The sequence below is a fragment of the Mycobacterium sp. MS1601 genome (genome assembly GCF_001984215.1).
GTDB lineage: Bacteria > Actinomycetota > Actinomycetes > Mycobacteriales > Mycobacteriaceae > Mycobacterium.
This window is the reverse complement of the sequence record NZ_CP019420.1, coordinates 5,104,451-5,123,675: the sequence shown is the minus strand read 5'-3', so window position 1 is coordinate 5,123,675 and position 19,225 is coordinate 5,104,451. Positions and strand designations below refer to the sequence as shown.

Genomic DNA, 19,225 nt, shown 5'->3' with positions numbered 1-19,225 from the left:
ACGATCTACTGTCCTACAATAGGACATCGAACGGTAATGCACTCCGCCTTCCTTAGGACGCTCATGCCCGACCCACTGCTCGAGCCGCTGACGATCGGCTCGGTCACGATCAAGAACCGCATCTTCAGTAGCGGGCACGCTCCCGCCGGCTATCTGGACATCAACGACCAGCCTGGCCTCCGCTACGCGCTCTACCAAGAGGAAAAGGCTCGCGGCGGTGCGGGCCTCGTCATGTTCGGCGGTTCCAGCTACGTCGATGCCGACTCCCGCAGTCACTTCGGAGCCTTCGATGCCAGTTCGGACGAGATCGTGCCGTTCTACCAAGACCTCGCAGATCGTCTCCATCGCCACGGGGCGAAGACTTTCGTGCAAATAACGCACCTCGGGCGTCGTGGCGATGACAAGTCCGGTTCGTGGCTACCGACGATCAGTCCATCCGGAGTGCGGGAACGGGCGCACCGCAGCTACCCCAAGACGATGGAAGACTTCGACTTCAAACGCGTACAGCGAAAATTCGTCGAAGCAGCACTGCGCGCGCAGGCCGGCGGCCTCGACGGAGTGGAGATCTCTGCACACGCAGGTCATCTACTGGACCAATTCTTCGCCGATCGAACCAACTACCGCGATGACGAGTACGGCACCCGTGATCTCGAATCCAGGATGAGATTCGCCCTGGAGGTGCTCGCCGCGGTAAGAGCGGCGGTCGGAACCGAATTCGTCGTCGGCCTGCGCATTCCTGGCGACGAGGGTTCAGCCACCGGCATCAGCCCCGACGACTGCGTCCGGATTGCGCAGCGATTCGCAAGCACCGGTCAGGTCGACTACTTCTCAGTGGTCTACGGCAGTGGCTTCACCCACCGCGAGCTCGCCGACCTCATCCCCCCGACTGGCCGTGAGCTAGGGGGTCACCTGCCGGTCGCCGCTCGCATCCGGGCGTCCGTCGACATACCCGTGATCCATGCGGGCCGAATCGCCGACCTGGCAACCGCTCGCTACGCCATCCGCGAGAATCTCGTGGACATGGTTGGTATGACTCGCGCGCACATCGCCGATCCGCACATCGTTCGCAAGCTCGAGTCAGGTCAGGAAGAACGTATACGGCCATGCGTCGGAGCCAGCCAATGCCTGAGCGCGGAGACGCTGTGCATCCACAACCCCGCCACCGGTCGTGAGGAGACGATCCCCCACCTGACGACACCGTCAACTGTGTCGTTGCGCGTCGTCGTGGTCGGCGGAGGCCCCGGTGGCCTGGAAGCGGCGCGCGTCAGCGCCGAACGCGGTCACCGCGTGACGCTGTTCGAAGCATCCTCTCAGCTCGGTGGACAGGTGCTTCCCATGTCTAGGACCCACCGACAATCGGAGAAGCGGTCTATCACGGAGTGGCTCGCCGCCGAAGCCCGCCATGCCGGAGCCGAACTGAAGGTAGACCACTATGTCGACGGAGAGGATGTTCTGGCGCTCGAGCCGGACGTCGTCATCGTCGCTACGGGCGGGTTGCACAGAACCGATCTCCCCGACGGCGGTGGTCATCTCGTACAGACGACGGTGGACGTCTTGAGCCGCGGGCCGGGATCGAATACGGCATACCTTGTTTATGACGACCACGGTGGCGAACAGGCGCTCACGGCGGCCGAGCACTTGTTGAGTGGCGAAGGCAACACCGTCGAAATCGTCACTGTCGACGGAGACATCGGTTTCGAGGTAGGGCACACCATCATCCCCGATTTCAAGCGGATTCTCTTCGCAGCGGGCGCCACGGTTGTTCCCAACAACGAGGTGCGGTCAGTCACCAAAACTGACGGCAAGCTTTCGGTCAGCCTGATGCACATCTACACCGATCAAACCTCGACGCTCGTCGCAGACGTCGTAGTGGTGGAGCAAGGCACCGAACCCAACACCGACGTTTACGAACAGCTACGCGAGAAATCGACGAACCGAGGTGAGGTTGATCTCGAACTGTTCAAGACAGGTATTGCCCAGGCCTCTGCTGGTAGTGGATTTCAGTTGTTCCGGATTGGCGACGCCGTATCGCATCGAGGCGTCCATTCGGCCATCTACGACGCGCGTCGTCTCTGCATGAACCTCTAGGGCTGGACTCGAACAGCGCTTCGCTGAAGTTGTTGCCGCAGAACGTCATCGGTGAGGATTTACACCGAGGTCGGCTCGGCGATTCCAGGCTCAGAGCTCTTGTTACATCACCGTCAGCCACGGCACGCAAGTAAAAACCACGCGCAACCAGCGCTATTCATCAAGATCATCATCCGCCCTCGGTATCACCTCAGTAACAGCCTGATCAGCAAACCCCGCCAACCATGGACAACCCCGGTTGTCAGCACTATCGTCATCTGCACCTCGCACAGACGGGAGGCAGGATGACCCAACACAACCCGGCTGATCCGCTGGGCCCAGATTCGTTGACCTGGAAGTACTTCGGCGACTTGCGCACCGGGCTGCTCGGGGTGTGGATCGGGGCGATCCAGAACATGTACCCATCACTGGGCGCCGGTGTCGAAGACCATTCGATCCTGCTGCGTGAGCCCCTGCAGCGCGTGGCACGGTCGGTCTACCCGATCATGGGCGTCGTCTACGACGGTGACCGGGCCAGCCAGACCGGAGCGCAGATCAAGAACTTCCACACCACCATCAAAGGTGTCGACACCCATGGTCGCCGCTACCACGCGCTCAACCCGGAGACCTTCTACTGGGCCCACGCCACATTTTTCGTGCTGATCCTCAAGACGGCAGAGTACTTCTGCGGCGGGCTCACCGAGGCGGAGAAGCGGCAGCTGTTCGACGAGCACATCCAGTGGTACCGGCAGTACGGCATGAGCATGCGACCGGTGCCGCAGACGTGGGAGGACTTCTGCGAGTACTGGGAGCGCACCTGCCGCGACGAGCTGGAGATCAACCGGGCGACGCGCGACATCTTCACCATCCGAATCCCGAAGCCGAAGTTCGTGCTGATGCCCACCCCGGTGTGGGATCAGCTGTTCAAACCGATGGTGGCCGGGCAACGGTGGATCGCCGCCGGACTGTTCGACGAGAGTCTGCGCGAGAAGGCCGGCATGCGCTGGACCCCGAGCGACGAGGTGCTGCTGCGGCTGTTCGGCAAGGCAGTGCAGGTGGCGTTCCTGGTGGTGCCCGACGAGATCCGATTGCATCCCCGAGCACTGGCGGCGTATCGCCGGGCCTCCGGTCAGGACAGCCCCGACGCGCCGTTGGTCGAGGCGCCGTTCTTCATGGACCCGCCGCGCGACCGCAAGGGCATGCCGATGCACTATGTGCCCAAACGCCGCTCCCCCATCCCGAAGGTGCTGACCGAGACCGCAGGCACCTTCGTGCACACGACGTTCTCGTTGGCCGGATTCCGCCCCGCCAGGGGCCGACGTTCGGCAGCATGATCTGACCGATACAACACAACCGAATCGAGACACCTTCAATGATCGAGTGGTCCGACGTTGACCTCGCGGTGCGTGACGCCGTGCGCCAGTTTGTCGACAAGGAGATCCGACCGCACGTCGACGCCCTGGAAAGCGGCGAGATGGAGCCCTACCCGATCATCCGGAAACTGTTCACCTCCTTCGGAATCGACGTGATGGCACGCGAGTCCTTGGAAAAACGGCTGACCAGGTTGCGCGACGGCGGCGAGTCCAAGTCCGGCGGTGGTGGCGGGATGTTCGGTGGCGAGCAGGGCGGCATGGGCTTTGTCGTGATCAGCGAACTCTGCCGGGTGTCGATGGGCGTGGTGACCGGCATGGGTGTCAGCCTCGGCCTCACCGTTCCGACCATCCAGAGCCGCGGAACGTTGGCACAGCAGGAACGCTGGCTACCCGAGCTGGTCACTTACGAGAAGGTGGGTGCCTGGGCCATCACCGAACCCGATTCGGGATCCGACGCCTTCGGCGGCATGAAATCGTATGTGGTGCGTGACGGTGACGACTACATCCTCAACGGCCAGAAGACATTCATCACCAACGGTCCTGACGCCGACGTCGTCGTCGTGTACGCAAAGCTGGACGAGGGCGACCCGAGTATCGACAAACGAGACCGCAAGGTTCTGACCTTCGTCCTGGACAGGGGCATGGAGGGGTTTGTCCAGTCGAAACCGTTGCGCAAGATGGGTATTCACTCATCCCGCACCGGCGAGCTGTTCTTCAACAACGTCCGCCTCGGTCGTGACAGGCTGCTCGGCGAAACCGAGAACAACGCCTCCGGAGACGGCCGCGACAGCGCCCGCTCCAGCTTCTCCGCCGAACGCATCGGTGTGGCAGCGATGGCGCTGGGCGTCATCGAAGAGTGCCTTCGCCTGTCGGTCGACTACGCCCGCACCCGCACCCTGTGGGGCAAGGAGATCGGCCAGTTCCAACTGATCCAGCTGAAGCTGGCCAACATGGAAGTGGCCCGGATGAACGTGCGCAACATGTTGTTCCGCGTCATCGAGGCCGGGCAAACGGGAGCGGCTATCTCACTGGCGGAGGCATCGGCCATCAAGTACTACTGCTCTCAAGCGGCCACCGACGTGGCGATGGAGGCGGTGCAGCTCTTCGGTGGCAACGGCTATATGACCGAGTACCGGGTGGAGCAGCTGGCCCGTGACGCCAAGTCGCTGATGATCTATGCAGGCAGCAACGAAGTGCAGATCACCCACGTCGCCAAGGGCCTTCTGCGGGAGCACTGAGAGCGGCCTGCAGGTCGAACGCTTTGAAAATGCCCGGCTCTGAGCGACAAATCAGCGACAAACCGAAATGTCGGGCGCCCGTGCCAGGGCGCTGACATGACCAACGGCGTACCGGTGCGGGGCATCGAGTTGCGGTACCTACTGACGACGTATCTGTTCGACCATGGACCGTCAACCGTTGATGAACTCGTTGCCGGGCTGGCCTGTCAGGGCTTCGACATTGTCGGCCGGCCGTCGAAGGCGGTCTCGGATGCGTTGCGCTGGGAGATGCGCCACTACCGGGTGGCGCGAAGCGGCGTAGTCGGTTGTCGCTGAGATGTCGCTCAGAGGCGGGCATTCTGAAAAGCACTCCGCCCGCGGGCGGATGTGACTACTGAGCGGCCCGGTGCGCGGCCGCACTCTGATACAGGCAGATTGCCGCGGCCGCAGCCACATTCAAACTCTCAGCGCCACCGGACATCGGAATGCTCACCCGGACATCGGCAGCGGCAGCCACCTCGACAGGTAATCCGTGCGCCTCCGAACCGAACAGCCAGGCCGTCGGCACGCCGAGATCGACGTCGTCCAAGGATCGTTCTCCGTCCAACGTCGTCGCCATCACCACCAACTCGGCGCCCACCAGATCGTTGATCAGACCCAGCGTGTCAGGGGCTTCGACCACGGGAATCGAGAAGATGCTGCCCGCCGAGGATCGCAGGCACTTCGGGTTGTACGGGTCGACGCTGTTGCCGGCCAACACCAAGGCCGAAGCGCCCATGGCGTCGGCCAGCCGGATCAAGGTGCCGGCATTACCGGGATCGGAGGTCTCTACGGCCACCGCCACCAGACGGGGCGAGCCCTGGAGCACGTCGGCGAGCGACACCGACGGCAGGCGGCATACCGCCACCAAGCCGACGGGAGTCACCGTGTCCGACAACGCCTTCGCGGCGCGCTCGGTGACCAGCTGGACGGACACACCATCCAGCAGCGCAGCGAAGCGCTCCAACGCGGCCTCGGTGACGTACACCTCCTCAACGAGACCACGCCGCAGCGCTGCCTCGACGAGGTTGGGACCTTCAGCGAGGAAACGTGCGGCGTGGCGACGTCCGGAAGGTTTCTGCAGCTTCAGCGCGGCAGCCACCCGGTTGGAGCGCTCGGTGAGCGTCAGGCAGCCTCTCCAGCGGGCGCGTTGACGTCAGCGGGCAGAGCGGCCTTGGCGACCTCGACCAGTGCGGTGAACGCGGCCGGATCGCTGATGGCGATCTCCGACAGGTTCTTGCGGTCAACCTCGACACCGGCCAGGTTCAGACCTTGGATCAGCCGGTTGTAGGTGATGTCGTTGGCACGGGCCGCGGCGTTGATCCGCGAGATCCACAGCTTGCGGAACTCACCCTTGCGCGCCCGGCGATCCCGGTAGGCGTAGGTCAGTGAGTGCAGCTGCTGCTCTTTGGCCTTGCGGTAGAGGCGTGACCGCTGCCCGCGGTAACCCTTCGACGCCTTGAGTACTGTGCGCCGCTTCTTCTGGGCGTTGACTGCGCGCTTGACGCGTGCCATGGATGTTCCTCGTTCTATCTAAAAATCGGTCAGAAGGTCAGTGGGTCTAGCCGTTGAGCATCGCTTTGACACGCTTGGTGTCGGTGGCCGCAACCACGGTGCGGCCGTCGAGACGACGGGTGCGCTTGGTGGCCTTGTGCTCGAGCAGGTGGCGCTTGTTGGCCTTCTGCCGCACGACCTTGCCGGTGCCGGTGGTGCGGAAACGCTTGGAAGCGCCGCTGTGGGTCTTTGCCTTGGGCATGTGGTCCTCAGTTCTGCTGGGTGGTGTCTGGGTTATCGGTGGGCTGTGCCTCCGCGCCGCCAGAGCGAGGAGCGGGAGTGGTGTCCGCGTCCTGAGCTGCCTTGGCGCGAGTCTTCGCACCGCGGTGCGGTGCCAGCACCATCGTCATGTTTCGGCCGTCCTGCTTGGCGGACGTCTCGACGAAGCCATAGTCGGCGACGTCGGCGCCCAGGCGCTGCAGCAGTCGGAAACCCAACTCGGGCCGGGACTGCTCACGTCCGCGGAACATGATGGTCACCTTGACCTTGGACCCTGCTTCCAGGAAGCGGACGACGTGACCCTTTTTGGTCTCGTAGTCGTGCGGGTCGATCTTGGGACGCAGCTTCTGTTCCTTGACGACGGTCTGCTGCTGGTTCTTGCGAGATTCACGCTCTTTGAGTGCCGTCTCGTACTTGAACTTGCCGTAGTCCATGATCTTGCAGACCGGCGGCTTGGCGTCTGGCGCCACTTCGACAAGATCGAGATCGGCATCGGCGGCGACGCGCAGAGCATCTTCGATGCGCACGATGCCGACCTGCTCGCCACCCGGTCCGATCAAACGGACTTCGGGTACGCGGATGCGCTCGTTGATGCGGGTCTCAGTGCTGATGGGGCCTCCCTGGTTGTTCCACTGTCTTTGACCGCAAAACAGCCGGGAACACCACATCATCAGCAAAAAAGCCCTGCACGTAGCAGGGCCCAAAGCCGACCGGTCGCGGAACAAACCGCCTGCGCATGACGCAGAAGCGACATCTAGGATGTCGGTGACCGGACCGTTGCACCTGTGCGGTGAACGGTGGGAGTGGGACTCCACTTGCTGTCCCTGGCGTGAGCCGGGACGGTCGCGCATGGAAGTCTATCAGGCATGACGGAAGATCCCAGAATCGCTGCACCCGCGGACGCTCAGGAGGTTCGCGAACTCGCCGAGGTACCCGCCGTCGAGGTGATCACCAGATCAGCGGTGATGTTGATGAGTGCCGCCGCCGAGAAGCTCGGGCTCTCCCATCCCGACCCCGACGAGAGCCCCTACCGCGACCTCGACGAGGCCCGCCGGCTCATCACCGCACTGGCCGGGTTGGTGACGGCGTCGGTCGAGTACCTGGGCCCGCACGCCGGACCCGTGCGCGACGGGCTCAAGAGCCTGCAACTGGCGTTCCGGGAAGCCAGCGCCCACCCGGACGAACCGGGCAAGGGCCCGGGCGAGAAATACACCGGCCCGGTCTGGTAGCCGGCCGCGCCGTGGCCAGGGTTTCTCCGCACTATTTGTCGAGCCAGCGAATATCCTCCCGGCCATGACCCTCGTCGACCGTACGGTGAGCCGAACACCTTCCCGCTACCACTGGGTCCCCGCGGCGGCCGGTTGGACCGTCGGCGTCATCGCCACGTTGTCGCTGTTGGCCAGCGTCTCGCCGGTGGTGCGGCACGTGATCAGGATTCCCCGCGAGTTCGTCGACGACTACATCTTCAACTTCCCCGACACCAGCTTCGCGTGGGCATTCGTGCTGGCGCTGCTGGCTGCGGCATTGGCGGCGCGCAAACGCATCGCCTGGTGGATCCTGCTGCTGTACATGGTGGCGGCGATCATCGTGAACATCGGCGATCTGGTCAGCGGCGACGAGTCGATCCGCGAGGATCTCGGCGAGGTCATCGGCTTGATCTTCCATGCTGCCGCCATCGCCTTCCTGGTGATTGCCCACAAGCAGTTCTGGGCGCGGGTGCGCCGCGCCGCGCTGTTCAAGGCCGTCGCGACGCTGCTGGCCGGAATGGCACTGGGCATCATGGTGGGCTGGGGGCTGCTGGAACTGTTCCCCGGCAGCCTGGAGCGCGACTACCGGCTTGCCTACTCGATCAACCGTGTGGTGGCCTTCGCCGGGGTGGACGGCGGGGCGTTCGACGGCCAGCATCCCAGCAGCGTCGTCAATGCACTGCTCGGCCTGTTCGGGGCGCTGGCGCTGATGGTCGCCGCGATCGTGCTGTTTCGTTCACAACAAGCCGACAACGCTTTGACCGGCGAGGACGAATCCGCGATCCGCGGGCTGCTGGAGGTGTTCGGCAAGAACGACTCCCTGGGCTACTTCGCCACTCGCCGCGACAAGTCGGTGGTGTTCTCCCCCGACGGCCGGGCGGCGATCACGTACCGCGTGGAAGTTGGGGTGTGCCTGGCCTCCGGTGACCCGGTGGGTGATCCCCGGGCATGGCCGGGCGCCATCGAAACGTGGCTGCGACTGTGCGAAACCTACGGCTGGGCCCCCGGAGTCATGGGTGCCAGCGCGCAGGCGGCACAGGCGTTCCGCGATGCCGGACTGCACGCGCTGGAACTCGGTGACGAAGCAATCCTGTACCCGGATCGCTTCAGGCTGTCCGGGCCGGACATGAAACCGGTGCGACAGGCCGTCACCCGGGCCCGTCGTGCCGGGCTGACCGTCCGGATACGCCGCCACCGCGAACTGTCCGCCGAAGAAATGGCCCAGGTGATCGAACGCGCCGACGCCTGGCGCGACACCGAGACCGAGCGCGGGTTCTCCATGGCGCTGGGCCGGCTGGGTGATCCGGCCGACGCGGATTGCCTGCTGGCCGAAGCAGTCAGTCACGAGGGCGACAAGGAAGAAGTCGTGGCCATGCTGTCGCTGGTGCCGTGGGGCAGCAACGGGGTGTCCCTCGATCTGATGCGGCGCTCACGGCAGTCCCCCAACGGCACCGTCGAACTGATGGTCAGCGAGCTCTGCCTGCAGGGTGAGAACCAGGGCATCACCCGGATCTCGCTGAACTTCGCCATGTTCCGCTCGGCGTTCGAGGAAGGCGCACAACTGGGCGCCGGACCGGTGGCCCGGCTGTGGCGAGCCCTGCTGGTGTTCTTCTCCCGCTGGTGGCAGCTGGAGACGCTGTACCGATCCAACATGAAGTACCAACCGGAATGGGTGCCGCGCTTCGCCTGCTACGAGGACGCCCGGCTGGCCCCACGCGTCGGCGTGGCGTCGGTGATCGCCGAGGGCTTCCTGGTGTTGCCGTTCAGTCGGCGCAACAAACAGCACACCGGTCAGCACTCGGCGGTACCCGAGGCGCTGGCGAAGACGGGTGCCCTACACGGGGACGGCAGCACCCCGGACGCCGCCGCACTGCCTGAGGATCCGTCCCAGGAGACCGGCACACCTCGATTGCCCGAGCAGGTCCGGGTCCGGATGGCGAAGCTGAAGTGGTTGCAGGACAACGGTGTCGACGCCTACCCGGTGGGCCAGGAACCCAGCCACAGCGTGGCGTCGGCCCTGGCCGAGCCCGACGGCACCGGTGTCACAGTGGCCGGACGCATCCTGCGACTGCGTGACTACGGCGGCGTGCTGTTCGCGCAGTTGCGTGACTGGTCCGGGGAAACACAGGTGCTGCTGGACCAATCGGTGCTCAGCACAGCCGATTTCACCGCCGCCATCGACCTGGGCGACCTGGTGGAGGTCAGCGGGACGATGGGTGTGAGCAAGAACGGCACCCGTTCGATCCTGGTGGGCAAGTGGCGGCTCATCGGCAAGTGCCTGCGCCCGCTGCCGGACAAGTGGAAGGGCCTGACCGACCAGGAGGCCCGCGTGCGCGCCCGCTACGTGGACCTGGCCATCAACACCGAGGCCCGCGACTTGATCCGGGCCCGCAGCCAGGTGCTGCACGCCATCCGGGAGACGTTGTTCGACAAGGGATTCCTCGAGGTCGAGACACCGATCCTGCAGCAGATCCACGGCGGCGCCAACGCCCGGCCGTTCACCACCCACATCAACGCCTACGACCTGGATCTGTATCTCCGGATCGCCCCCGAGCTGTACCTCAAACGACTCTGTGTCGGCGGGGTGGAGCGGGTGTTCGAGCTGGGCCGCGCATTCCGCAACGAGGGGGTGGACTTCAGCCACAATCCCGAGTTCACCCTTCTGGAGGCCTACCAAGCGCACGCCGACTACCTGGTGTGGATAGACGGCTGCCGCGAACTGATCCAGAACGCCGCCATGGCCGCCAACGGCGAGCACGTCATCATGCGCCCCGGACCGGACGGCAGCCTGGAACCGGTGGACATCTCCGGACAGTGGGCGGTCAAGACCGTGCACGACGCGGTGTCCGACGCTCTGGGTGAGCACGTCGACGTCGACACCGACGTGCCCGCGCTGCGCAAGCTGTGCGACGCCGCCGGCATTGCCTACCAAACTCATTGGGATGCAGGCGCAGTGGTGTTGGAGATGTACGAGCACCTGGTGGAGGACCGCACCGAGGCGCCGACGTTCTACACCGATTTCCCCGCCTCGGTGTCGCCGCTGACACGTCCGCACCGCAGCAAGCCGGGCGTTGCCGAACGCTGGGATCTGGTGGCCTGGGGTGTCGAACTGGGCACCGCCTACAGCGAACTCACCGATCCGGTGCTGCAACGCAAGCGGCTGCACGAGCAGTCCATGCTCGCCGCAGGCGGCGACCCCGAGGCCATGGAGCTCGACGAGGACTTCCTACAGGCCCTCGAATACGCGATGCCGCCCACCGGTGGGCTGGGCATGGGTGTGGACCGCATCGTCATGATGATCACCGGGCGGAGCATCCGCGAGACACTGCCCTTCCCCTTGGCAAAACCTCGCTAGCTCACAGCAGGCTCGCAGCGACCCGTCAGGATCGCGGGTCACGATTGTTACGTGCCCATTTCGCTGCTGCACGGTGTAGTGCCGTTTGTGACACAGGCGGTGGCCGCCGCGACGCTGGTGGCTGCCGTCGGCTGGCGGACCCGACGCTGGCGTCGGGTGTTCGTGCCGTTGAGTGTGCTCGCCGGCGCCGCGTTGACGCTGTGGCTGTACTGGTACATCGCTGACGAAGGCTGGGGTGGCACACCCCCGCCGGGCGGTCTCTGGGCCTGGGTCGGGTTGACCGGCGTGGCTATCGGCGTGCTGGTACTGGGTTGGCGAAGCGCACGAGGGTGGCGCCGCGCGGCATCGGTGTCAGCGGTCCTGCTCTGCGTCGTGAGTGCAGCACTGAGCGTGAACCTCTGGGTGGGTTACGTGCCGGACGTGCAGGCCGGATGGAACCAGCTCACCGCCGGGCCGCTGCCGGACCAGATCGACGCGACGGGAGTCAGTGCACTGGTTGCCAATACGCGCGAACAGCATCGACTTCCGGCAAAGGGCAGCGTGGTCGAGGTGAGTATCCCCGGCGACGCCTCGCACTTCGCCCACCGCGACGAGTTCGTGTACCTGCCGCCGGCGTGGTTCGCCACCAGTCCCCCGCCGCAGCTTCCGACCGTGGTGATGATCGGCGGCGAGTTCAACACCCCGGCCGACTGGATGCGTGCCGGAAACGCGATCACCACACTGGACACCTTCGCCGCCGCCCACCACGGCAATGCGCCGGTGGTGCTGTTCGTCGACGCCGTCGGCACCTTCCACAATGACACCGAATGCGTGAACGGACCACGGGGCAATGCGGCCGACCACATCACCAAAGACGTTGTTCCGTATGTTGTTTCACACTTCGGAGTCAGCCCCGACCGGACCGGCTGGGCCGTCGCCGGTTGGTCGATGGGCGGTACCTGTGCCGTGGACCTGGCAACCATGCACCCCGATCAGTTCAGTGTGTTCGAAGACATAGCCGGCGACCTGGCGCCCAATGCGGGCACGCCGGAGCAGACCTTGGCCCGACTGTACGGCGGCGATTCCGCGGCACAGGCGAGCTTCGACCCCACGACGGTGATGACACGTCACGGACCGTACACATCGGAGGCCGGACTGTTCGTCAGCCCGCTGGCCCAATTCGGCCAGGCAACCCAAGCACAGGCCGCACAGGCCTTGAGCACCGTGGCGCGCACCGAAAACATCACCTGCTCGGTGGTCACGATGCCGGGCAACCATGACTGGACCTTCGCCACCGCAGCGTTCTCCCAGACCTTGCCGTGGCTGGCCGATGCCGTGCACACCCCGTCCGGAGCAGGCACGTTGGCGTCCTAACGCCGCTCCAACAGCAGGTTTGGTGAACTGGTGATCCCCACAGTTCAAGGAGAACCCAATGCCCAGACCCAGCCGGATCGCCATGACAAGTCTGGTCGCGCTGGCTGCCGCTGCGACGGTGGCGACGCCGACGGCCCAGGCGCTGCCACTGGACGGTCCGCTGATCCAGACCACCTGCAGCTACGCACAGATCGAGGCGGCTCTGCGAGTCGAAGCACCGCAGGCCGCTGATCGACTTGCCGGTAATACCAACGCCCAGAACCGGATCCAGGAACTGCTCAGCCTGCCGGTGGATCAACGGCAGGCTCGCATCCAGGGATTCCTGGACCGCAACCCCGATATGGCCAGAATCGCCGAGGAGAGGCGGGCCACACCTGCCGGTCAGCAGATGATGGCGCGCATGGCGCGAGTTGCCGAAACCTGCCCGAGCTACTGAGCAGGCAGGGCCACCGACACCGCCAGACCACCCTCGGCGCGGGCCGTCACCCGCAGACTGCCTTGGTGCGCGCGCACGATGGAGCGCACGATCGACAGCCCGAGGCCCGCGCCTCGGGCGGTGCTGTTGTCCCCCGATTCGGCTATCCGATCGCCGCCCCAGCGGCGGAAAGGTTCAAGCAGTCCGTCGACCGCGGCAGCCGGGATGACGGGCCCGGAGTTCTCGACCGTCAACTGTGCACCGTCACGCACCGTCACCCTCACCCATCCCGACCTGGATGTGTTGTGCCGGATCGCGTTGTCCACCAGGTTCTGCGCCAGCCGTTCGAGCAGCACGGGGTCGCCGAGGGCGGTGACATCCGATGTCGACACCGACACCTCGACGCCCACTCGGTCGGCTTCCGGCTGAGCAATGGCAACGGCGCGCTGCACCACCTCCGCAAGATCCACCGGCACCCGCTGGGCCAACCCCTCCTCACTGCTCGCCAACGTGATCAAGCCGTCGATCAGGCGTTCGTTGCGTTGGTTGACCTGCAGCAGGGTTGCACCCAGGCGGCGGGTGTCCTCCGAGACGTCGGGGTCGTCGAGAGCCACCTCGATCAATGTCCGGTTGATGGTCAACGGCGTACGCAGCTCATGGGAGGCATTGGCCACAAAACGACGTTGACCGTCGAAGGCACGATCCAGCCGTTCCAGCATGGCGTCGAAAGTGTCCGCCAAGTCCTTGATCTCGTCATCAGGCCCCCTCAGGGCGATGCGTTCGTGAAGGTTGCGGTCAGCGACTCGCCGGGCGGTGGCCGTGATGTCCTGCAGCGGTGCCAACGCGCGCCCGGCCATCAGCCAGCCGAATCCGACGGCGGCGATGCCGGTGGCGCCCAGCGACACCAGCGACCACACCAGCATGGTGCGCAGGGTCTCGCGGCGCTCCTGCTCTGCCTGCGCGACGATGGCCGAGAACAAGTCATTGGCCAATGGTTTGTCGGGAAGCTCATTACGGCTGAGGAACTGGCGCACCAATCCCTGGACGGCGGCGCCGGGACGGCGGTCCATCGACTGCGCAAGGTTGAAGTACATCAGCGCCACCAGTACTGCCCCGGCGAGGAAGAAGGCGCCTCCGTAGAGCAGGGCCAGTCGCCAGCGGATGGTCGACCGTTTCATGAAAGCCGGTATCCCACACCAGGTTCGGTGTCGATCACCGAAGGATCTCCGAGTTTTCTGCGGACCATCATGATGGTGTAGCGCACCACGCCGGTGAACGGATCGACGTTCTCATCCCAGGCCTTCTCCAGCAGCTGCTCGGCGGACACCACCCCGCCGTTGGCCCTGAGCAACTCTTCGAGCACCGCGAACTCCTTGCGTGACAACGTGATCGGCGTCCCGTTACGCGACACCGCGTGGCTGTGTGGGTCCAGCCGGATCCCAGCGCGCTCCAACACCGTCGGCGCCGCCGGACGGGCACGTCGCGACAATGCCTGCACCCGGGCCACCAACTCGGCGAAGGCGAACGGTTTGGTCAGGTAGTCGTCGGCCCCCAGCCCCAGTCCGGCCACCCGTTCCTCGACGCGGGTGGCGGCGGTCAACATCAGAACCCTGGCGGCGGCGCCGGTCCGAGCCAGCTCCACACAGACGTCGTCTCCGGAGCGGCGCGGCAGATCACGGTCGAGCACGATCACGTCGTAGTCGTTGACCGTGGCACGCTCCAGGGCAGCCTCGCCGTCATAGACGACGTCGACCGCCAAGGCGTGCCGCCGCAACCCGGAGGCGATCGCGTCGGCCAGCAGTTGTTCGTCTTCCACCACGAGAACTCGCATCAGACCATCGTGCCCGGACGTGGCGTTAGGGCGTCGTGAGGTCAGCTCACGGCGGTGCCGGCGGTACGGTGAGGTCATGCCGGACGAACCTGTCGAGCAGCCGATCATCGACGCCGAGTTGGTGCCCCCAGCCGAACCGGTGCCGGTGGCCCCTGAGGAGACCGGCTACACCCCGGGCGGTGTACCCACCTTCGACATGGTGCGCGAGAAGATCGAGACGCGATACGGCACCGCGATCGGCGCAGCCGAGCTGGACGCTGCCACTCCCGAAGGCCGCAGTGTCGACGAGCAGTACGAGGCGCGACAGCGGGCCGCGGCGGAACGCCTGGCGCAGATCCGCGAGCAGATGAAGTCGGACGACAGCTGAGGACGTTCACCGAAGCCGAGCGCCGGGCCCGGTTGGCGCACCGCCATTTCCTCGCTGAACCGGATGGACAACTCCCGATCCCGGAGATGACGACGGCGCTGGTGGGCTGGCATGCTACCGATCCGGCCACGCCGTACCTGTCACTGTGGGCCCGGCGGCCGGGATTCACGGTGGACGCCCTGGACGCCGAGATGTACCAGCACCGCAGACTGGTCAAACAGCTGGCGATGCGACGAACGCTGTGGCTGGTCAACTCCCCTGACCTTGCGATGGTGCTGCCGGGCGCCAGCGCTCGGGTGGCCGACAACGAGCGGCGGCGGCTCATCGCCGATGTCGAAGCCAATGGCGTGGCCGCCGACGGTGCCGCCTGGCTGAAGACCGCGACCACGGCGGTGCTCGCACACCTCGCCGAGCACGGCGAGGCCAGCGCCACACAACTGCGCACAGCATTGCCGGAGCTCACCGGAACCTACGATCCGGCCCCGGGAAAGACCTGGGGCGGCGCCGGGCATATCGCACCACGCGTCATGACTGTCATGTCGGTGCACGGAGACATCGTCCGCGGTCCCAACGACGGTTCCTGGATCACCTCGAGGCCACGCTGGGTCAGCGCCGAGCAGTGGGTGGGACGTGTTGACCGGTTGCCCGCCGATGAGGCCCGCGCCGAGCTGGTGCGGACCTGGCTGCGAGCTTTCGGGCCCGCCACTGTCACGGACCTGAAGTGGTGGTTCGGCAGCACCCTGACCGCGAGCCGCGCTGCGCTGGCCGCCATCGGGGCGGTGGAGGTCGACCTGGACGGCACTCCCGGATACGTGCTGGCCGATGATGAAGAGCCGGACACCGCGCCGGAGCACTGGGTGGCGCTGCTGCCCAGCCTCGACGTCACCGTGATGGGCTGGTTCGAACGGGACTGGTATCTGGGCGGCCACCGCGGCCAGTTGTTCGACACCAACGGCAACGCCGGGCCCACCGTCTGGTACGACGGCCGCGCGATCGGCGCGTGGAATCAGGACACCAGCGGCAGGGTGCAACTTCACCTGCTCGAGGACCCCGGGTCCGGAGCTCGAAAAGCGTTGGACCGCAAAGCCGCCGAGCTCACCGACTGGCTGGCGGGAACCAGGGTGAACCCCCGGTTCCCGTCCGCACTGTCCAAATCAATCGCTATGCGCTGACTTTGCGCTTACGGGTCGTCTTCTTCGGAGCGGGTTTGGCCGCCGGCGCGTCCAGCACTTCCCGCAAGAACTTGCCGGTGTAGCTCTCCGGTACCGACGCGACGTCTTCCGGCGATCCTTCGGCCACCACGGTTCCGCCGCCGGACCCGCCCTCGGGGCCCATGTCGATGACCCAGTCCGAGGTCTTGATGACATCGAGGTTGTGCTCGATCACGATGACCGAATTGCCCTTGTCGACAAGGCCGTTGATCACCCTCAGCAGCTTGCGGATGTCCTCGAAGTGCAGACCCGTGGTGGGCTCGTCGAGGATGTACACGGTGCGGCCGGTGGAACGTTTCTGCAGTTCGGCAGCCAGCTTGACGCGCTGAGCCTCACCACCGGACAGCGTGGGCGCCGGCTGCCCCAATCGGACGTAGCCGAGGCCGACGTCGACCAGGGTCTTGAGGTACCGGTGAATCGAGCTGATGGGCTCGAAGAACTCGGTGGCCTCCTCGATGGGCATGTCCAGCACCTCGGAGATGGTCTTGCCCTTGTAGTGCACCTCGAGGGTTTCCCGGTTGTACCGAGCGCCGTGACACACCTCGCACGGCACGTACACGTCCGGCAGGAAGTTCATCTCGATCTTGATGGTGCCGTCACCCGAACATGCTTCGCAGCGACCACCTTTGACGTTGAACGAGAACCGCCCCGGCTGGTAACCGCGGACTTTCGCCTCGGTGGTGGCCGCGAACAGGGTGCGGATCTTGTCGAACACCCCGGTGTAGGTGGCCGGGTTGGACCGCGGTGTGCGGCCGATGGGCGACTGGTCGACTCGCACCAACTTGTCGAGATGGTCGAGCCCGTTGATCCGGGTGTGCCTGCCCGGCACCTGACGGGCACCGTTGAGCTTGTTGGCCAGCACCGTCGCCAGAATGTCGTTGACCAGCGTGGACTTACCCGAACCCGACACCCCGGTGACCGAGGTGAGCACGCCCAGCGGGAACGCCACATCGATCTCTTTGAGGTTGTGTTCGCGAGCGCCGACCACGGTGAGCTGGCGCTTGCGATCCACCGGGCGGCGGATGGCGGGCACCTCGATGCTCTCTCGGCCCGACAGGTAGGCCCCGGTGATGGACTTCGAGTTCTTCAGCAAGTCTGGGTACGGCCCGCTGTGCACCACGGTGCCGCCGTGTTCACCTGCGGCCGGGCCGATGTCGACCACCCAGTCCGAGTGCGCGATGGTGTCCTCGTCATGTTCGACGACGATCAGCGTGTTGCCGAGATCCCGCAGGCGGGTGAGGGTTTCGATGAGGCGGCGGTTGTCGCGTTGGTGCAGACCGATGGACGGCTCATCGAGGACGTAGAGCACGCCCACCAGCCCGGAACCGATCTGGGTGGCCAGCCGGATGCGCTGCGCCTCACCACCTGACAAGGTGCCAGCGGCGCGCTCCAGCGACAGGTAGTCCAGACCCACGTCGAGCAGGAATCCCAGCCGGGACTGCACCTCTTTGAGTACCTGGCCGGCGATGGCGGTCTCGCGGGCGCCGAGCGTCAGCGCGTTGAGGAAGTCCGAGCAGTCCGCGATGGACAGCGCACACACCTCGGCAATGGACATCTCGCCGAGGTCACCCGCAGACAGCGTGACGGCCAGGATCTCCGGCTTGAGGCGGGTACCGTTGCACACAGGGCACGGCACATCGCGCATGAAGCCCTCGTAGCGCTCCTTCATCTGCTCGGAGTCGGTCTGCTCCATGCGACGTTGCAGGAACGCCATGACCCCTTCGAAGTCCGCGTAGTACGAGCGGGTGCGGCCGTAGCGGTTCTTGTACCGGACGTGGACCTGGTGATCCGAGCCCTCGAGGATGGCCTTGCGTGCCTTGGCGGGCAGCTTCTTCCACGGCGTGTCGACGTCGAAGCCCAGCTCTTCGCCCAGGCCGGACATCATCCGGGTGAAGTACTCGGCCGTCTGACCCATGGCCCACGGCGCCACCGCACCCTCGGCCAGCGTCATCTCCGGATCCGGGACCACCAGTTCGGGGTCCACCTCTTTGCGGATACCGAGACCCGTGCACTCCGGGCAGGCGCCGTAGGGCGAGTTGAACGAGAACGACCGAGGTTCGAGATCGTCGACCGCCAGGGCGTGCCCGTTGGGACAGGCCAGCTTTTCGGAGAAGCGCTGCTCGCGGTGTGCCGCGCCCTCCTCCTGGTCCACGAATTCCAGGACCACGATGCCGTCGGCCAGGCCCAGAGCCGTCTCCACCGAGTCGGTGAGGCGCTGCTTGGAGGACGCCTTGACCGTGAGGCGGTCGACGACCACCTCGATGTCGTGCTTCTCCTGCTTCTTCAGCTTCGGCGGATCGGTCAGCGGATACACCGTGCCGTCCACCCGGACGCGGCTGTAGCCCTGGCTGTTGAGCTTCTCGAACAGGTCGACGAACTCACCCTTGCGCGTGCGGACCACCGGCGCCAGAACCTGGAAGCGGGTGCCCTCTTCCATGGCGAGCACCTGGTCGACGATCTGCTGCGGAGTCTGCTTGGCGATCTTCTCGCCGCACACCGGGCAGTGCGGGCTGCCGGCGCGGGCATAGAGCAGACGCAGGTAGTCATACACCTCGGTGATGGTGCCGACGGTGGACCGCGGATTGCGGTTGGTCGACTTCTGGTCGATGGACACCGCGGGCGACAGGCCCTCGATGAAATCCACGTCAGGCTTGTCCATCTGGCCCAGGAACTGCCTGGCGTATGCCGACAGCGACTCCACATAGCGGCGCTGTCCTTCGGCGAAGATGGTGTCGAACGCCAGCGACGACTTGCCCGACCCCGACAGCCCGGTGAAGACGATGAGGGCGTCGCGGGGCAGGTCGAGGTCGATACTGCGCAGGTTGTGCTCACGCGCACCTTTGACGATCAGGCGCTCTGCCACCCGGTACCTTTCAGCTTGTTTCTGCAGTTCGTGACCGGTTCCCCGGAACCGTCACAGACGTTGCCGTCCATGCTATGTGCCCCTACCGACAAGTTTCCGGTGGGCAGTAACCTG

Annotated in this window: 17 protein-coding genes; 10 read left to right on the top strand and 7 right to left on the bottom strand. The window is 65.4% G+C overall.

From position 1 onward, the window contains the following. The first annotated feature begins 63 nt into the window (after positions 1–63). The 4 genes from BVC93_RS24690 to BVC93_RS24675 all read left to right on the top strand — a co-directional run bounded on the left by BVC93_RS24690 (position 64) and on the right by BVC93_RS24675 (position 4,993). A complete protein-coding gene (locus tag BVC93_RS24690; RefSeq protein WP_083739744.1) occupies positions 64–2,088 on the top strand; it encodes an oxidoreductase in 2,025 nt (674 codons plus the stop codon). A 284-nt stretch (positions 2,089–2,372) separates the two neighbouring features. Further along, a complete protein-coding gene (locus tag BVC93_RS24685; RefSeq protein ID WP_083739743.1) occupies positions 2,373–3,401 on the top strand; it encodes an oxygenase MpaB family protein in 1,029 nt (342 codons plus the stop codon). Between the two features lie 38 nt (positions 3,402–3,439). Then, a complete protein-coding gene (locus BVC93_RS24680; RefSeq protein ID WP_083739742.1) occupies positions 3,440–4,678 on the top strand; it encodes an acyl-CoA dehydrogenase family protein in 1,239 nt (412 codons plus the stop codon). Between the two features lie 96 nt (positions 4,679–4,774). After that, positions 4,775–4,993 carry a hypothetical protein gene (locus tag BVC93_RS24675; RefSeq protein WP_083739741.1) on the top strand — a complete coding sequence of 73 codons (219 nt, stop codon included), beginning with the start codon at positions 4,775–4,777 and terminating at the stop codon, positions 4,991–4,993. A gap of 55 nt (positions 4,994–5,048) precedes the next feature. Here the strand turns inward: BVC93_RS24675 and BVC93_RS24670 are convergent, their stop codons facing one another. From BVC93_RS24670 to infC, 4 genes are read right to left on the bottom strand one after another with little or no spacing between them, the layout of a single operon-like run. Further along, the gene (locus BVC93_RS24670; protein ID WP_083739740.1) at positions 5,049–5,798 is read right to left on the bottom strand and encodes a TrmH family RNA methyltransferase; all 750 of its coding nucleotides are present in this window, start codon (positions 5,796–5,798) and stop codon (positions 5,049–5,051) included. 23 nt (positions 5,799–5,821) lie between these two features. Continuing rightward, positions 5,822–6,211 (bottom strand): 50S ribosomal protein L20, encoded by a 390-nt coding sequence (gene rplT, locus BVC93_RS24665; protein ID WP_068917311.1) that lies wholly within the window; start codon positions 6,209–6,211, stop codon positions 5,822–5,824. A 46-nt stretch (positions 6,212–6,257) separates the two neighbouring features. Further along, positions 6,258–6,452, bottom strand: coding sequence for a 50S ribosomal protein L35 (gene rpmI / locus BVC93_RS24660; RefSeq protein WP_068917312.1), 195 nt, complete (start codon positions 6,450–6,452; stop codon positions 6,258–6,260). Positions 6,453–6,459: 7 nt separating this feature from the next. Then, positions 6,460–7,080 carry a translation initiation factor IF-3 gene (gene infC, locus BVC93_RS24655; RefSeq protein ID WP_236950493.1) on the bottom strand — a complete coding sequence of 207 codons (621 nt, stop codon included), beginning with the start codon at positions 7,078–7,080 and terminating at the stop codon, positions 6,460–6,462. Between the two features lie 255 nt (positions 7,081–7,335). Here infC and BVC93_RS24650 point away from each other — a divergent pair, with 255 nt between their 5' ends. The 4 genes from BVC93_RS24650 to BVC93_RS24635 all read left to right on the top strand — a co-directional run bounded on the left by BVC93_RS24650 (position 7,336) and on the right by BVC93_RS24635 (position 12,860). Beyond that, positions 7,336–7,698, top strand: coding sequence for a DUF1844 domain-containing protein (locus BVC93_RS24650; protein WP_083739738.1), 363 nt, complete (start codon positions 7,336–7,338; stop codon positions 7,696–7,698). 64 nt (positions 7,699–7,762) lie between these two features. Then, complete coding sequence (gene lysX, locus BVC93_RS24645; RefSeq protein WP_083739737.1) at positions 7,763–11,071, top strand: bifunctional lysylphosphatidylglycerol synthetase/lysine--tRNA ligase LysX; 3,309 nt, start codon at positions 7,763–7,765, stop codon at positions 11,069–11,071. A 51-nt stretch (positions 11,072–11,122) separates the two neighbouring features. Beyond that, positions 11,123–12,424: an alpha/beta hydrolase-fold protein gene (locus BVC93_RS24640; RefSeq protein WP_236950104.1), complete on the top strand. Its 1,302-nt coding sequence runs from the start codon at positions 11,123–11,125 to the stop codon at positions 12,422–12,424. A gap of 58 nt (positions 12,425–12,482) precedes the next feature. Continuing rightward, positions 12,483–12,860, top strand: coding sequence for a hemophore-related protein (locus BVC93_RS24635; RefSeq protein ID WP_083739736.1), 378 nt, complete (start codon positions 12,483–12,485; stop codon positions 12,858–12,860). Here BVC93_RS24635 and BVC93_RS24630 read toward each other — a convergent pair. Further along, positions 12,854–14,017 carry a sensor histidine kinase gene (locus tag BVC93_RS24630; RefSeq protein ID WP_083739735.1) on the bottom strand — a complete coding sequence of 388 codons (1,164 nt, stop codon included), beginning with the start codon at positions 14,015–14,017 and terminating at the stop codon, positions 12,854–12,856. The genes BVC93_RS24635 and BVC93_RS24630 overlap by 7 nt on opposite strands. Then, on the bottom strand, positions 14,014–14,670 hold the full coding sequence (locus BVC93_RS24625; protein ID WP_083741309.1) for a response regulator transcription factor: 657 nt from the start codon (positions 14,668–14,670) through the stop codon (positions 14,014–14,016). Before BVC93_RS24625 ends, BVC93_RS24630 begins: the two co-directional genes overlap by 4 nt. A gap of 76 nt (positions 14,671–14,746) precedes the next feature. On the opposite strand from BVC93_RS24625, the gene BVC93_RS24620 reads away from it, so the two are divergent. Continuing rightward, positions 14,747–15,037: a hypothetical protein gene (locus tag BVC93_RS24620; protein WP_083739734.1), complete on the top strand. Its 291-nt coding sequence runs from the start codon at positions 14,747–14,749 to the stop codon at positions 15,035–15,037. Then, the gene (locus tag BVC93_RS24615; protein WP_083739733.1) at positions 15,034–16,209 is read left to right on the top strand and encodes a winged helix DNA-binding domain-containing protein; all 1,176 of its coding nucleotides are present in this window, start codon (positions 15,034–15,036) and stop codon (positions 16,207–16,209) included. Before BVC93_RS24620 ends, BVC93_RS24615 begins: the two co-directional genes overlap by 4 nt. Here the strand turns inward: BVC93_RS24615 and uvrA are convergent. Continuing rightward, positions 16,199–19,111 carry an excinuclease ABC subunit UvrA gene (gene uvrA / locus BVC93_RS24610; RefSeq protein WP_083739732.1) on the bottom strand — a complete coding sequence of 971 codons (2,913 nt, stop codon included), beginning with the start codon at positions 19,109–19,111 and terminating at the stop codon, positions 16,199–16,201. The two genes, BVC93_RS24615 and uvrA, sit on opposite strands and share 11 nt — an antisense overlap. Positions 19,112–19,225: the final 114 nt, after the last annotated feature.